Here is a 15,346-nt window from a genome sequence, read left to right on the forward strand (position 1 = left end):
TAGCGAACACAGGCTTTATTGCAGCAAACAGCACCGATTGGTTTGTTTTAAAGAACAGATTCGCTATGCAGCGACTTGCGGGACGCTGTTAGTCGCCGATTTGACGGAATGAACGTGCAAGGACTGATTATTCCCTATATAGCGACGAAAATTCGTACGGAGCGAACTTCGAGGCGCTACATGCCGGTTAGTCCATTTTGGCTGAACTATTAGCGTCCGTTACGGCTCTGTTTAACGAATGTGGTCTTTGTTTCCACAATCAGTGCAGTGTCTGTTCGGGACAGGAAGTTGGATTCGGGGATTGTTGTTTCGGACTTTTCATCCGTCAAGCCAACCAGCCTATCCTCCACGAACGCAGACGAGCATCGCCGCGAAATACACCGACATCTTCCGATAAAACGTCCCCCCCCTTATGTCACGAGCTGCAGTCGGCTGAACGATACCATTTTCGGAGCTCGGAGGGACATACTGTCATATTCTCTAGTTGCCTGTCATAAATCTAGCAATAGAGAAACTAGGCGTCAGTCGGGCGCAGCACGCGGGTCGCCGCCCGCTTACGTTACGCACCCGCTTGGCGCCTTGGACAAGGAGCGTACTGTCATGGGCAAAACGAACAAAGCGACGATCACATACCGGTTCGACGGCAAAGACCGCATGGAGCGCAGGCCGCAGAACCGGCAACAGGAGCCGCAAGTCATTCCGCTTTATCGCGAGGAGTTCCGGGTAATGGAGCCTATGGACATGGTGGGGGCTGCGGAACAGGCAGACGGAGAGAACGGTCTAGCTCCGAACCTACATGAGCCGGCGCCATATAGCACGCCGAGGCGCGGCCTGCGGAGCCGGTCGTGCTGAACGAGTATACGCGCGATTTTGGCACGTATCGCAGCCCGTTCGACGAGGAGACGGAGCGGGTGGAACGGATGATTCGCGAAAGCGGGCGGGTAAACGGCGAAACGGGATATGTGGAAAGCGTGCCAAGGAAATATGCGCCGCCGGCGGAGCCGATTGAACCGCTCAGCGAGGCAAACGCCCATGCTGCAGTCCATGACGAACAATACCGGGAGCCGTTCGCAAGCGGATACGAAGGGTATCGCCACGAACATCGCGATGAAGCCGGTCCGTCTTACGATTGGGGGGAACCGCAAATTGGCATTCGCTACGCCAAGTCGTCGGAGACTCCTCCTTGGACGCGAATCGTGTTGTCCGTAACCGGAGCGGTTGTAACCGGCGTGCTGTTCGGCTTTCTTGTGCTGTCGATGTTTACGGATAGTCCGCTGCCGCTCGGCATTTTCGGAAACGGCAAGTCGAAGCAGGCTTCGGCAAGCGCCGGGGGAAACGCTGCGGCAAGCGGGAGCAAAACGGGCTCCGCTGCTGCTGGCAGCGACAAAACAGCCCAAGGCAGCGCGGCAGGAACAGGCGCCGCACAGGCCGCAGGCGGCGGCGTTTCGGGCGCGCAGACGGGGCAAGCGGCGCCGGCCGTGTCGGGGAGCGCTGCAGACGCGGGGGCGGCCGCAGGAAGTCTGGTTGCCGTCCAATTGCCGGGGCGGTCGTACGCATTTTTGCAGCATGGCATTTTCAGCTCGGAGCAAGCTGCCCAGGCTGCACAAGACGAGCTGCGTAAAAAAGGATATGCCGCCGCTTCCGTCGCTGAGCCGGGCGACAAGACGACCGTGTACGCAGGCTTTGCGCTGCGGAAAGAAGACGCCGTACAGCTAAGCCGCAAGCTGCAGGGCGACAAGCTGGATGTGTTCGTGAAAGCCGTCAACGTACCCGCTGCAACGAAGCTGAAATGGACGGGCAAAGCGAGCGCCGGCGAGCTGTCGGCATACTTTCAGCAAGGCGACAAGCTTGCGCAGATGATCGGTTCCTTGACGGTGCTGCATCTCGGCGAGACGAAGCCGTCGGCGATCGAGGCCGACACGCTTGAAGCAATCAAAGCGACGCATCAGTCGTGGATCGCCGCGTCAACGCCGGTCAAGGCGGGAGCAGCCGACACGGCCGCACCGTCGCTGCAGCAAATGACGACATGAACGTTACCGATATTTGTTATTATGTCGGATTCAAACATTTGACTTATTTTTCGCGCATGTTCAAGAAGCGGACGGGGGTATCGCCGCTTTATTACAAGAAGCATGCCCGAAAATGAACGCTTCGGCAACGAGGTCGCGGTCGACCCTGTCTCCCTTTAAGTTAACGTACTGTGGGAACAGTCTATTCCACACTGGCCTGGAGCAAAGGAAGCGCGACGTCTACCGTTGTGCCGACGTTTACTTTGCTTGAGAAAACGATGGAGCCCCGATGCGCTTCGATGATTTTGTGGCACATCATGAGTCCGAGGCCGGTTCCCATCTCCTTCGTCGTGTAAAATGGCTCGCCCAGCTTGGATATAAGGCTCTCCCTAATGCCCACGCCTTGGTCGCAAATGCGGACGGTGACCTCGTTGTCTCCCGATAGCATCGGCCTGATGGACAGGACGCCACCTTGCGGCATAGCCTCCATGCCGTTCTTGATAATATTGATGAACACTTGCTTGAGCTCTGTCTCCGAACAGTGCACGAGCAGCGGCTCCGTATCGAAATCGATAAGAAATTGAATATTTTGCAATATCGCTTGAGGCATGAGAAGATTGAGGACGTCCTTCAGCATCTGCATCAGATCTTTTTGCTGGAATTGGGTGATTTGCGGCTTGGCGATGATGAGCAGCTCGCCTAAAATCGTATTGATGCGGTCCAGCTCCGACAGCATGAGATCGTAAAACTGCTCCTTTTCCCTGTTTCCCGCGCGCAACAGCTGCAAAAATCCGCGCAGCGAGGTGAGCGGATTGCGGATTTCGTGCGCCAGTCCTGCGGCCAATTGACCGACTACGTTCAACTTGTCCGCCTGGCGGAGCAGCTCCTCGGTCTTCTTGCGGTCCGTAATGTCTCGCGCAAGGCCGGTGAAGCCGAACAACCGTCCTTCCTTGTCGCGGAGCGGTGCAACGGTCAAAGATACGGTAAGCAGTGTCCCGTCTTTCCGCACCCGTTCGGTTTCAAAATCGACAACCGGGTAACCCGCCATCACTTTGCTCTTGAGCAGCGGCCATTCCTCTTGCCGATGATCCGGAAAAAGCGGCAAAGGTTTGCCCTTGAGCTCACTGTTGCTCCATCCGTACAGCGCCTCATGGGCAGGATTCACCCGGATGACGTCCCCATCCGTATCGAGAAGACCGATCGCGAGCGGGGAGCTGTTGAACAGCGATTCGAACTGTTCCTTCGCTTCGACCAATTCCCGTTCGGCTTTTTTCCGCTCCGTTATGTCCACGCAAGAAGCGATCACTTCCTCGACAACGCCGCCCTTTTTGATCGGCCGCAAGCTTGCCAAATACCAGACGTCTCCCCGCCTGCCTTCGTACACGACGTCCTCGCCGGCCCAGGCTCTGTCGTAATACTTCAGCTTGCTTAGACAGATTTCCGGCGGGAAGAAGTCATGCAAAGTTTTGCCGATCACCTGATCCGGAGTCAATCCGAGACGATACAACAGCTCCCCGTCGCATAGCGTATGTATGTACTGTCCGTCTATTCGTTTAAACTTAAACGTCATGCCGAGCTGGTTCCGGACCGTCTCCCGCAATTCTTGCTCCGCCTTGTTTTTGAGCACCTGATTGCGTTTGAATTCCGTAATATCCCGGCCGATGACATATAAAGCGGTTACTTGTCCGTTCGTAATGATAGGAACGTTCTTGACGCCCAGTTCGACGATATTCCCGTCTTTGCGGCGTATGCGCGCTTCATACGCCATCGGCTGATTTAACGTAATTCCGTTGTACAGGTCGAACAAATGCTCTTGCCCTTCGTCGAGAAACTTGCTGCAGTTCACTCCAATAAGCTCCTCGCTCCGGTAGCCCAGCACGTTTTGCGCCGCATCGTTGGCAGCCAATATGTTGCCGTTCAAATCGACCGCCAAAATCATGGCTGGGTTGTGCAAAAACAAGGACGGATCCCATTCCTTGCTCATTTCGCCCATGCGTTCGGCCGTCTGCGGATAACCGGGTACGCCGGTATAAACAAGGACATACGGGGCTTCCGCGCCGGCATCGCGCTCGCTATGAACGGTCAGTTGTACTTCTGCCGGAGTTCCGTCCTTGCCGACGATACGAACGAAGACCGGAGCAGGCGAAGAAGCGCATGTATCCGCTGCCGAGACAGCTTGCAAGTAAACGTGCCGGCAGCTCGGATGTACGATGTCCTGAAACCGCAAGCCGTTCCATTCATCCTCAGCGTAACCGGCAATATCGCATAACGCAGCGTTGACATGGAGCGCCGTTCCATCGGGGCGGAATATTCCCATACCTACCGGGGCATGCCGGAACGCCTGGAAAATCGGGCTTTGACTGATATGAACCGACTGAATGTCCATGGAATGAACTCCTGTTCTATGTATATGGAGCATACGGATTTTCACGGGCTGCATTCTTTGTTTCGACAGTCCGTTTAGTAATCCTTCCATTTTCCAAGGCAAGCGCGAAAAAAGCGGAGTGCCGCACCATCCGCCAGAGCACATCAATCACTCCGCAAGGGCTTGGAAATAAGGAAAGCCGGCGGAGCAGTGGTATGTCCGCCGGCTTTTGTTATAGGCTCGTCTGGGCGTAGCGCCACGTCACCGGACCGTAGGAGGCAGGCTGCCCGCTTGGTCCCGTCAGCTCGCCGGACCAACCGTCATGCGGCTGCCGCTTGACCGAACAACCCCACCACCCGCAGCTTCCGCTTTCGTAAGCGAACGTCTCGCCGTCATCGTCATACAACGTCCCGGCGCCTTCAACGCCGCCGAAATGAACGAGCTCCAGCGGCGCCCGTTCCCCCGCACGCGGCGTATGCGCGAGAGCGGGCATTAGCGGGATCACCGCGCCTTCGCGGACAAAGATCGGCATCCGCTCCAGCCCGCATGATTCATGAACGATTGCGCCACCCTCGTACCGCACTCCGGTTTCCAGGCCGTACCAAGCTCCGCTCGGCAGCAGCACCTCGCGTGAAGTTTCGCCCGCAACCAGCGGCGCAACGAGCAGCGAATCGCCGATCATGTACTGATCGTCCCACTGTTTCGCCGTCCGTTTGCCGTACGCTGCATCCGTTGTATTTTCAACGCTCTGCGCTTGTTCACGGCTGCGAAGCCCTTCCGCCCGAGCGATGTCAGCGGACGTCATGACCAGCTGCATCGCCCGAAACGGCGGCGTCCCTTCCTCCCGGTACTGCGCGAAGGCGGTGTACAAATAAGGAAGCAGCCGCATTCGAAGCCGGATGTAATGGCGTATGATCGTTTCCGCCTCCGGAAGACCACGGCTTCGTGCCGTCTCCCCATGCATTCAGCATCGCCAGCGGAGACAAACAAACCGTCTGCATCCGTCTGACCCAATCTTCGGCGCTCTGCGCCTTCCTTACTTCCGGGGTCCACAGCAATCCGCTGAACGAGGAGTTGCAGAGCGCCCGAATGAACTGTCTGTGATCGTACAAGTCCGAATACAGCACGTAAGGCATGGAGGATGCCGCCGCATTCGATGCCCGGACGAGCCCGTACGTTCGGCGATTGCGGCTGCGGTACAGGTCGCTCGTCATTTTTTGGAAAAGCAGCCCGTACAGCTGGCGCATTTGCTCGCCGTCGAGTCCGGAAGGGAACTTCGCGTGGGCAGGGAACATCCAGGAATGATTCGTCAGCTCGCTGCCGTCGCATTCATCGAGCTTGTAGCCGGCCACGCCCAGTTCGACATGCTCTTTTTCATGCTGCTTCTTATACAGCTCCTGGGCGTCCGGCATCGTATAGTCCGGCGCGATTCCGCCCCACACCGTATGGCTGCCCGCGAACGGCTGCAGCTTCGGATACAGCTTCGCATCGGGAGAAACGTACGGATGCTCCCACAGGTTCACCCGAAAGCCGTGATCCTCCATAATCCGCACAAATGTGCCGGGGTCGGGAAAACGGCCCCGATCCCATTCGTACGTAACCGGATAGCTTCGGCTATGCCAACCGGGTTCCAGCCCGATCACATCGCACGGAAAATTGCGCTGCCGGAACTCCATCGCCTCGCGGAGCGTGTCATCGGCGCTGTACAGCTTCGGGACGCGGTGCCAGAAGCCCAGCCCCCACTTCGGAGGCAGCGCGCCTCCTCCGCAAAACAAATTGTAGCGGCGCACCACATCGGATATGGCTGGGCCGGCAATCAGGTAGACGTCCGCCCCCTCCGCCGGCAGGCGTATCTCCACCCGCGACGCGGTCATCGTAGCTTTCCACGCCGGGTCCACGTTCCGGTCGCGCACCTCGCCCGTATCTTCCAGCCGCAGCGTCGAGCCGCAATATACGGTCACGATTCTTGATGTGTCGACCCACACCCCGTAGCCACGATCGCTAACATACATCGGTACGGGCGCGTGCGTCTCGCCGGTATCCTGCTTCGGATCGCTGTTCACGCGCAAATAGCGCGTTCGGCCGCGCTGGTTCAGGCGCATAAATTGCAAGCCGAAGCCGTACAGTTTCTCCGTGGCGTCCAGCGGTATGGACAGGATAAGGCTTCCAGCCCCCTCTTCCAGCTGAAGCGCCTCCCGCTCGAACGGCAAGCTGCCTTGCGGCAAACGCTCCATCGCTTCGATCCGGGGCGGCACCGCCAAAATCCGCAGCGGCGTTACTTCTTGCCGCTCTCCGATTGTGAGCCGCCAAACTCCGGGCGCCGCTTCTGTCCAGTTGTTCATGACGGGCTACCTCCCATCTCCGGCTGCATGACATTCATCGTGCGGCCGGACGCACTCGCCAGCTTGGCGTAATGTACGAGCGTCTGCGTGCGCAAATAGTCTTTCCCGCTCGTTTCCGCTTCCCGGCCTTCGCGCAGAGACGCGACAAACTCCGCCAATGCATCGGTCTCGTCGATGCCGTCAAGCCGGTCGATGCATTCGGACCGCCCATCGCGAACCAGAAAGATGGTTGTATCGATCAGTTCGAGCGCGCCCTGCGTGCCCTCGATGCGCCAATTGCCGCACCACGGCGTCTCGGTTCCGCGCGCAGCTATGGAGGCCGTGTAACTTGCGGTAACGCCTCCCTCCAGCTCGATGAACGCATAGGCGTTAATGACCGCGTCAGGCTCGACCCATCCCCCAATCGGATTGTACAGCTTCGCTTGAACGGTTGTGCCTTCCTTGCCGGTCAAATACCGAAGCAGGTCAAAATGATGAACGCCGATATCGTCCAGCACGCTTACCGTGTAATTGCGTTTCACCTGGTGGTAGCGGTAGAACGCAATGTCGATCGCCGAGACGAGACCGATGGTGCCGCTGTCCAGCAGCTTTTTCAGGCTGCGAATGTAAGGGAATCTGCGATAATTTTCCGCGACCATGAAAGGAATGCGCTCCCGAATCGACCTCTCGACAATTTCCACCGATTCGTTGTAATCGAAGGAGATCGGCTTCTCGCACAACACCGGAAGCTTCCGGTCGAAGGCTGCGAGGTTAACGCGGGTATGAGCCATCGGGGGTGTGACGTTGACCAGAAAATCGGCGTACTCCCGCTCCAGGGCTTCATCCAGGGAGGTGTAGAACGGGAACGGATCGCTTCCCATTTTCGCTTTATGCAGCGGGTCTGTGTCCACAACCGCCGCCAGCAGTCCTCGCTCCCGCAGCCGCTTGTACCAGCCGAAGCCTGCGGAACCGAGGCCGACCAATATCGCTTTCATCGCGCATCCCCCCTCGCGTTCGCCGGCCTCTCCGCACCGGCATGCAGCCATAACGTAACTATCGGATCTTCCATATCCGAATTCAGATGATGGTCCTCCCCGGGTTCCACGATAATGATGTCACCCACCTTGACAGGGTGGTGCTCTCCGTTCAGCTCCATCGTGCCGGACCCTTGCAGGATGACGAACGCCTCGCAATCCCGATGTACGTGATAGTCGCGGCCGCCGGGGCCGTCGTTCGTATGGCTCCTCTCCCCGGGTCTGGCGAACGCGAGCCCGCCCGCTGACAAATGGTCGCCCGGCAGCCACTCTCCCAGGAAATGCCCTTGTGTCGTATCAGCCAAATCGGTTAGACGCAATCTTTTCAATCTATGTGCAACTCCTCTCTATGAGTCATGAGAAATGTCGTTCTCTCCCATCATAGTCCTGCTGCTTATTCGCCGGAATGGAATAATTTATGCTGCCTTGTTCTTTTTTAAGAAATGCTCTGTTATCCTGGATTGTTGAGGCTGCCCCTGATTATTTTACGGCCAATTCTAAACTTTCTTGTAATTTAGGATAGTGGTATAATTAACCATGAATGTAAATTTAATATATTGAGGTGGTAATTACAATGGAAACAAGTGAAAAAGCAACAATAACGGTAGAAACCACAGTTCATGCACCAGTTGACAAAGTGTGGGAATATTGGACGGAACCAAAGCATATAACGAAATGGTCTTTTGCTTCCGATGACTGGCACGCACCACATGCCGAAAATGATTTAAGGGCTGGCGGCACATTTGTTACAAGATTGGAACCAAAGGATGGAAGCTTTGGATTTGATTTCGGCGGAGTTTATGACGAAATTAGAACAAACGAATTCATTTCTTACACACTCGGAGACGGAAGAAAAGTTTCGGTCACTTTTATTAATCAAGAAAACGACACTAAGATCATTGAAGTTTTTGAAGCGGAAGAAACCCATTCCATTGAGCAACAAAAAGAAGGCTGGCAGGCGTTTTTAGACAATTTTAAAAAATATAGCGAACTCTCTATCGGACAAGCAGGTTGAATCGTTGTTAGATGGTAAATTTTAAATCCTTCCTTTGGGAAGGTTTTTTTATGCCTTAAGAAAAAAAAGCCGCGAGGAAATCCCCGCAGCCATCGTTCCGTTGATTTGAGCTTACGCTTTGATGAACACCGTCTTGATCGAGGTGAAAAATTCGACGGCCGCCTGCCCCTGCTCGCGGGAATGCGAGCTCGACTGCTTCATGCCGCCGAACGGGGCCTGCAGCTCCACGCCCGCGGTTTCGGCATTGACGCGCACCAGACCGGCGTCCATCTCGTTAATAAAGCTCAGCATATTGCCGATATTGCGCGTATAAATGGAGGCGCTCAGGCCATATTTCACATCGTTGGCGATGTTCAGCGCCTCTTCCAGCGTATCCGCTTTGATCAGCGCCAGCACGGGACCGAAAATTTCTTCCTGCGCAATCGTCATGTCCGGCGTGACGCGTTCGAAACGGTCGGCTCGACGAAAAGCCGTGCTCGAGCCCCCCGCCTTCCAGCCGGTTGCCGCCATGCAGCAGCACCGCTCCTTCCTCTCGGCCTTTATCAATGTACGTCAGCACCGTGTTCAGCTGATTTTCGCTGGCGCAAGGCCCCATCCACGTGTCGCTGCGCAGCCCTTCGCCGACTTGCAGCGACTTGACTTTCGCCAGCAGCTTTTCTTTGAACGGCTCGTATACGGCGCTCTGCACGATGACGCGGCTTGTCGCCGTGCATTTCTGGCCGGTGGAGCGCAGGCCGCCGCTGACCGTCGCCTCGACCGCCAAATCCAGGTCGGCGTCCGCAGCGACGATGACCGGATTTTTGCCGCCCATTTCCAGCTGGTATTTCGCACCGCGGGCTAGAGCGCCTTGGCCGACACGTTTGCCCACCGTATCGGAGCCGGTAAACGTAATGCCGTTAATCCCGGGATGGTCGACGATCCCTTGCCCGATCACGGAACCGCTGCCCGTTACCAGGTTGACAACACCTGCGGGAAGCCCTGCTTCGTGCATGCACTCGATCACTTTGGCCGCGGTCACAGCCGTTTCTTGCGCCGGCTTGATGACGACGGTGTTGCCGTATATGAGCGCGGGCGCCATTTTCCAGACAGGTATCGCAACAGGGAAGTTCCAGGGCGTTATGACGCCGACGACGCCGAGCGGAGCGCGGGACGTAAACATGAGCGCTTCGCTGTCGGTGGAAGGGATGACGTCGCCCGTCTTGCGCATGCCTTCTCCGGCATAATAACGGAGTATCGCTACGCCCCGTACGGTTTCGCCCCGCGCCTCGGGCAGCGTTTTGCCCATTTCCCGGGTCATCGTCTCCGCGATTTCGTCGAGGCGCCGCTCGAGCGCATTGGCGATTTTGAACAGATAGTCGCCTCGCGCCGCTCCGGACAGCTTCTTCCACAACTGTTGGGCTTGCCGTGCGGCGGCAACGGCGCGGTCCAGGTCTTCGAGCCCAGACTTCTGTACGTAGCCTACGACTTCACGCCTGTCGGCGGGATTGATGCTGGCGTCCGTCTGCCCGGTTGAAGCCGCCGTCCATTCTCCGTTGATATAGTTCAAATACGTTTTGGGCTCTGTCGCTTGACTCAATTGGATTAACCTCTTTTCGTATAAGGTTGAACGCGTCAAAATGTCGGGCCGATGCGCCAAATGCCGAAGTCGTGCTGCTTCAATATTTCCGCTTTCGTCAGCTTGCCGGACGACACAAGCGCGACCTCGTCAAAAATGCGCCTGCCGACGGATTCGATCGTTTCGACGCCTTGAATGATCGTTCCCGCGTTGATGTCCATATTATCTCGCATCTTCTCGAACATGGCCGTATTGGTCGCGATCTTGATGACGGGCGCGATCGGGCATCCGGTCGGCGTTCCCCGGCCGCTCGTAAACAGCACGACTTGCGCGCCGCCCGCCACCATGCCGGTCAGCTGCTCGATGTCGTGGCCTGGCGTATCCATCCATACCAGGCCTTTCTTGGTCGGCGCCTCGGCATAATCGATGATTTGCTGCAAAGGGCGGCTGCCGGCTTTGCCCACGGCGCCGAGCGATTTTTCCTCGAGGGAGCTGATCCCGCCTTTCAAGTTGCCCGGCTCGGGTTGCCGGTACGGATGTCGATGCCCATCATAAAAGCGCGGCTTTCCATCGCCTTGATCACTTCGTATACCCGCTTCGACGTCCTTTCATCTACTGCGCGGGCCGCGAGCAAATGCTCCGCTCCGATCAGCTCCGTCGTTTCCGCCAAAATCGCCGTACCCCCGGCAGTCGCACGATCCATGTCGCTGACGACGCCGACGGCAGGGTTGGCGGACAAGCCCGAGCAAGCGTCAGACCCGCCCGCACTCGGTGCCGACGATCAGCTCGCTGATGTCGCACAGCTCGCGGAATTGCGCCGAGGCGTCCTGCACCATTTGGGCGGCGATTTTCGCGCCCTGCGCGATCGCCATCAGCGTGCCGCCGTGATCCTGGATGGAGACGAGCTCCACCGGCTTGCCGCTTTGTGCTGCGATTTCCTGCGCGACGCCTCGGCCCTGATGGGTTTCGCAGCCGAGCCCGAGCACGACGACGCCGTAGACGTTCGGATTCGTGCCGAGCCCGACGTAGGTGCGGAACGTCTGCTCGTAATCGACACCCACCTGGGCGCACCCATGCTGATGGATAAAAGATACCGTGCCTTGAACAAGCTCGGTAATTTGTTTCGCTGCCTGAGTCGCGCACACGATGGTAGGAAGAATAAGCACATGATTTCTGACGCCGACTCGTCCGTCCGCCCGCCGGTAACCCCAAAACTTGCCTTCAGCCAGCTGTGGCACCGAGATCACCTCTTCCCCGTTTTCCTTCCAGATTATGCACATGAACGTGCTGGCCGGGAGCGATATCGGTTACCGCTACCCCGATCGCCTCGCCGTACTTGACAATGTCGTCGCCTTGGCGGATAGGCCTTACGGCGAATTTGTGGCCGAACTCGATCGGGTCCGCGAGCACGACCGTAAACGTCTGCCCTTGCGAAACGACCGTCAGCTCGGCGCCTGCGGGAATATCCTCGAGGGCTACGGCGACCGAATCCTGGGGCTTCATCATGACCGTTTTATATGAGGCGTTCATCACGGCACCAGCTTTCTGGCAGTATTGCTCAGTACGCCGATATCCGAAATCTCGATTTCGATCCGGTCGCCATCCTGCAGCGTAAAATCGTTGGGAGGCACAATGCACGTTCCGGTCAGCAGCACCGTACCGTCAAAAATGTCGTTGTCCCGCCGCAAAAAGGACACGAGCTCGTCGAACCTTCGTTTCAACTGGCCCGTGCTTGCCGTTCCTTCCACGGCCAACTCCCCGTTTCTGTAAATGCGGCAGGCGATTTGGAACCGGTACGGGTCCGCGACCGTTTCCGCCAGCCGCACCGCCGGGCCGATCGAGCAGGAGCGCCTCCACATTTTGGCCTGGGGCAAGTAGAGCGGGTTTTCTCCTTCAATATCGCGGCAGCTCATGTCGTTGCCGGCCGTGTAGCCGACGATGTTCCCGTTCCGGCCTATGACGAGGCCCAGCTCCGGCTCCGGGATTTGCCAGCTCGAATCCGAGCGCAAGCAGACGTCCTGCCCCGGGCCGACCGTGCGCGCCGCCGTCGATTTGAAAAAAATTTCGGGACGCTCCGCGTCATACACTTTGTCGTAAAACGTCGCCACGTCCAGCTTACCGCCCGTCGCCTCGTAATTGCGAGCATCTCTGCTCCGTTCGTACGTTACTCCAGCTGCCCATACTTCGGGGGCGTCGAGAGGCGTCAATAAAGTCAGGCTTTCGAGCGGCACGCCGACAGGCGCTGCTCCTTCGGCGATCTCTTTTTCGATCAAAGCCAGCGGGGACACGCCGAGTTCCTCGGCCTCACGTACGAGTTCCATCAAATCCCGCTGCGGCAAAGCATAAATGCGATTGTCGTCGGTTAAAGCTGCGAGCACTGGCAAAGAGGTTTCGTCTGCAAAGCGGATGACGCGCATCTTCGGTTCCTCCTGTCCACGGATAGATTCGCTATTAGTACTTTACGGGCCCGCTCCGGCATTCATGCCAAAGGTCGGCCGGCCGGGTCGGCGTTTTCCGCTTTGGCAGCGCTTGCAAAAGGCCCGAGCTTGCAAAAGGCCCGCTCGGGCTGAACGCCCACAAAATATGATCTTTAAATTCGGCTTTCGCCTTGTCCGCATCCCTCCGTTCCATCGCTTCTATCAGTTTCGTATGGGTTCTGTAGGCGGCTCTGCCGTCCAATATCGTTTGCGGATGCAAAATCGCGATAAACCGGCGGATATGGCCGTCCAGCATATGCCAAATCCGGTTGTATACCGCAATTTGCCCCCACTCGATAACCGTGCGGTGAAACTCGACGTCCAAGGCGGACAGGGCAGCGTAATGTTCCGGCTCGTCGCTGTATTTCTTCATTTGTTCGACGATGTCGTACAGCTCGCCAAAATGCCGCCGCGTCAATGAAGGCATGACAAGCCCGACGACATTCGCTTCAATTTCCGCGCGCAGCAAAAACATGTGGAAAATTTCCGAGCTGTCGATTTCCGCGACGAACGCTCCTTTATATTTGACCGAGGTAACGAGCCCTTCTTCTTCCAGACCTCTTAGCGCTTCGCGGACGGGCACTTGGCTGATGCCGAAATTTTTGGCTACCTCCGTTTCGACGATTCGTTCTCCCGGCTTCAACTCATTTGAAATGATGGCGTTTCTGAGCTTTAGCCGGACCTCGTCCTTCAATGATGGGACAAGCGGATTGTTTGCCATGTTCGCGACCTTCTCCTGCTAGCAAAATCGATTATATATAATTGATAAAATTATATATAATCTTCGAGGAAATCGTCAATCGCGCTTGAAAAAAAAAGCCGCCGCGGACAAAACCGCGGCAGCTGTTCAACTTACTTACCATTTCTCCACTTGCCATATGTCGGTCACCCAACCCGCGTAAAAGTCCGGTTCATGGGTCACAACCACAATCGTACCGTCGTACGCTTCGAGAGCTTGCCGCAGCGCCTCCTTCGCCAGGACGTCCAGATGGTTCGTCGGTTCGTCCAATACGAGGAAATTGCAGTCGGTCAGCATTAGCTCGCTTAAACGCGCCTTCGCTTGCTCTCCGCCGCTTAATGCCCGCAGCGGCTGGCGAATGTGCTTGTCGGTCAGCCCCGCCATCGCGAGCGTTTTGCGGATGTCCTTTTCCTTCAAATCCCGCCGAAATGTCGTCAGGCGCTCCAGCGGAGTTAGCTCCGAAACCGCATGTTCTTGCGCATAGTACCCGGCGCGAACGCGCTCCCCGATATGCACGGTCCCGCCCATCGGCTCCACATGGCCGAGCAGCGTTTTGAGCAGCGTCGATTTGCCGATGCCGTTGGAGCCTACGATGGCGATCTTGTCGCCACGGCTAATTTGCAAATCCCGCGGCGCAAAGAGCGGCTTCGTGTAGCCGATCTGAATTTGTTTGGCTTCTATCACTCGGGTCACCGGGTCTATGGTAACGTTAAATGTAAAGCGAGGCCGCGGCGCAGTCGTCGGCCGGTCGATCCGCTCCATTTTTTCCAGCATCTTTTCGCGGCTTTTCGCCTGCTTCGCTTTGCGGACCTTGTTTTTTTGGATGAACGTCTCCAGCCTGGCAATTTCGTGCTGTTGCCGGATGTAGGCGTCCTGCAGCTGCTGTTTGCTTTGCTCGTAGCTGGCCAGGAACGCCTTGTAATTGCCCGCGTAACGCCCCAACTGCTGATGCTCCAGGTGGAAGATTGTGCCGGCGATTTCGTTCAAAAACCGCTCGTCATGCGATACGACCAGAAAGGCGTGCTCGTAAACCTTCAAATACTTCGTCAGCCAATCGATATGCGCCTCGTCCAAAAAATTGGTCGGCTCGTCAAGCAGCAGCACATCCGGCTCTTCCAGCAAAAGCGTGCCCAGCAGCAGCTTGGTGCGCTGGCCCCCGCTCAGCTTGTCGACTTCCCGCTCCAAGCCAAGCTCCAGCAGCCCCAAGCCTGCAGCCACTTCTTCGATCCGCGCATCCAGCTCGTAAAAGCGGGACTGCTCCAGCTTCGTCTGCAGCTCGCCATATTGGGCGAGCAGCCGCTCCAGCGGCTCCGCATCCGGCGCCCCGGCAGCCATTTGCTCGGCGATGTGACGCATGCGCTTTTCCATGTCGTACAAGTGCGCAAAAGCGCCCTGCAGCGTCAGCCTGATAGTGGTGCCGGCTTGCAGGTCGAGATGCTGCCGCAGGAAGCCGTATTTTACGTCAGGCAGCCATTTGACCGTGCCCCGGTCGGGAATGACATCCCCCGCCAAAATGCGCAAAAGCGTCGATTTGCCGGCGCCATTGCCGCCGACGAGACCTGCGTGCTCCCCCCGCAGCAGGCGAAAGCTCACGTCGCGAAATACCGATTTATCCGCATACGCATGCGTCAAGTTTTCAACCGTCAACAAACTCATAGTCATTCTCTCCTTTGGCTTCCTATTTCAAAGCGCAACCGGGAGAACAGCGATGAGAACCTATTCAGTTTGGAATAATCGGGTAGGAGGCTACCCATTAGTTGAGTAGCCGACCTCCCACACCACCGTACGTACCGTTCGGTATACGGCGGTTCCTTAGTTCACGCAGTTACTT

At 57.1% G+C, this 15,346-nt stretch carries 13 protein-coding genes and 2 pseudogenes; 4 read left to right on the forward strand and 11 right to left on the reverse strand.

All coding sequences use genetic code 11. The features are described from left to right. Nucleotides 1–600 precede the first annotated feature (600 nt). From SD70_RS14615 to SD70_RS34885, 3 genes are read left to right on the forward strand one after another with little or no spacing between them, the layout of a single operon-like run. Entirely contained in the window at nt 601–852 is a 252-nt protein-coding gene (locus tag SD70_RS14615) for a hypothetical protein (RefSeq protein WP_041048264.1), read from the forward strand. Further along, nucleotides 846–2,030 (forward strand): SPOR domain-containing protein, encoded by a 1,185-nt coding sequence (locus SD70_RS14620; RefSeq protein WP_041048265.1) that lies wholly within the window; start codon nt 846–848, stop codon nt 2,028–2,030. Before SD70_RS14615 ends, SD70_RS14620 begins: the two co-directional genes overlap by 7 nt. Further along, nucleotides 2,027–2,146 (forward strand): helix-turn-helix domain-containing protein, encoded by a 120-nt coding sequence (locus SD70_RS34885; protein WP_082053361.1) that lies wholly within the window; start codon nt 2,027–2,029, stop codon nt 2,144–2,146. The genes SD70_RS14620 and SD70_RS34885 overlap by 4 nt, the downstream gene beginning before the upstream one ends. Nucleotides 2,147–2,211: 65 nt before the next feature. Here the strand turns inward: SD70_RS34885 and SD70_RS33330 are convergent, their stop codons facing one another. From SD70_RS33330 to SD70_RS14640, 5 genes are all read right to left on the reverse strand, one after another. Further along, nucleotides 2,212–4,395, reverse strand: a complete 2,184-nt coding sequence (locus SD70_RS33330; protein ID WP_052487447.1) for a PAS domain S-box protein — start codon at nt 4,393–4,395, stop codon at nt 2,212–2,214. Nucleotides 4,396–4,606: 211 nt separating this feature from the next. Beyond that, nucleotides 4,607–5,179 carry a DUF5110 domain-containing protein gene (locus SD70_RS38075; protein ID WP_331436785.1) on the reverse strand — a complete coding sequence of 191 codons (573 nt, stop codon included), beginning with the start codon at nt 5,177–5,179 and terminating at the stop codon, nt 4,607–4,609. Continuing rightward, on the reverse strand, nt 5,166–6,716 hold the full coding sequence (locus SD70_RS14630) for a TIM-barrel domain-containing protein (RefSeq protein WP_052487449.1): 1,551 nt from the start codon (nt 6,714–6,716) through the stop codon (nt 5,166–5,168). The genes SD70_RS38075 and SD70_RS14630 overlap by 14 nt, the downstream gene beginning before the upstream one ends. Then, the gene (locus SD70_RS14635; RefSeq protein ID WP_041048266.1) at nt 6,713–7,690 is read right to left on the reverse strand and encodes a Gfo/Idh/MocA family protein; all 978 of its coding nucleotides are present in this window, start codon (nt 7,688–7,690) and stop codon (nt 6,713–6,715) included. The genes SD70_RS14630 and SD70_RS14635 overlap by 4 nt, the downstream gene beginning before the upstream one ends. Beyond that, nucleotides 7,687–8,058, reverse strand: coding sequence for a cupin domain-containing protein (locus SD70_RS14640; protein ID WP_052487450.1), 372 nt, complete (start codon nt 8,056–8,058; stop codon nt 7,687–7,689). The genes SD70_RS14635 and SD70_RS14640 overlap by 4 nt, the downstream gene beginning before the upstream one ends. A 245-nt stretch (nt 8,059–8,303) precedes the next feature. Here SD70_RS14640 and SD70_RS14645 point away from each other — a divergent pair, with 245 nt between their 5' ends. After that, on the forward strand, nt 8,304–8,744 hold the full coding sequence (locus SD70_RS14645; protein ID WP_041048267.1) for an SRPBCC family protein: 441 nt from the start codon (nt 8,304–8,306) through the stop codon (nt 8,742–8,744). A gap of 111 nt (nt 8,745–8,855) precedes the next feature. Here the strand turns inward: SD70_RS14645 and gucD are convergent. The 6 genes and pseudogenes from gucD to SD70_RS14675 form a co-directional block, all read right to left on the reverse strand. After that, nucleotides 8,856–10,320: pseudogene (gene gucD, locus SD70_RS14650) on the reverse strand (alpha-ketoglutaric semialdehyde dehydrogenase GucD). A gap of 35 nt (nt 10,321–10,355) precedes the next feature. Continuing rightward, nucleotides 10,356–11,579 (reverse strand): annotated as a pseudogene (locus SD70_RS14655) (UxaA family hydrolase). Then, nucleotides 11,521–11,829 (reverse strand): UxaA family hydrolase, encoded by a 309-nt coding sequence (locus SD70_RS14660; protein WP_041048268.1) that lies wholly within the window; start codon nt 11,827–11,829, stop codon nt 11,521–11,523. Before SD70_RS14660 ends, SD70_RS14655 begins: the two are co-directional and overlap by 59 nt. Continuing rightward, the gene (locus SD70_RS14665; protein WP_041048269.1) at nt 11,829–12,716 is read right to left on the reverse strand and encodes a fumarylacetoacetate hydrolase family protein; all 888 of its coding nucleotides are present in this window, start codon (nt 12,714–12,716) and stop codon (nt 11,829–11,831) included. Before SD70_RS14665 ends, SD70_RS14660 begins: the two co-directional genes overlap by 1 nt. Nucleotides 12,717–12,750: 34 nt before the next feature. Continuing rightward, nucleotides 12,751–13,497 (reverse strand): GntR family transcriptional regulator, encoded by a 747-nt coding sequence (locus tag SD70_RS14670; RefSeq protein WP_041048270.1) that lies wholly within the window; start codon nt 13,495–13,497, stop codon nt 12,751–12,753. A gap of 135 nt (nt 13,498–13,632) precedes the next feature. Then, nucleotides 13,633–15,171 carry an ABC-F family ATP-binding cassette domain-containing protein gene (locus tag SD70_RS14675; protein WP_041048271.1) on the reverse strand — a complete coding sequence of 513 codons (1,539 nt, stop codon included), beginning with the start codon at nt 15,169–15,171 and terminating at the stop codon, nt 13,633–13,635. Nucleotides 15,172–15,346 lie beyond the last annotated feature (175 nt).

The organism is Gordoniibacillus kamchatkensis, from assembly GCF_000829455.1.
Taxonomy (GTDB): Bacteria; Bacillota; Bacilli; order Paenibacillales; family NBRC-103111; genus Gordoniibacillus; species Gordoniibacillus kamchatkensis.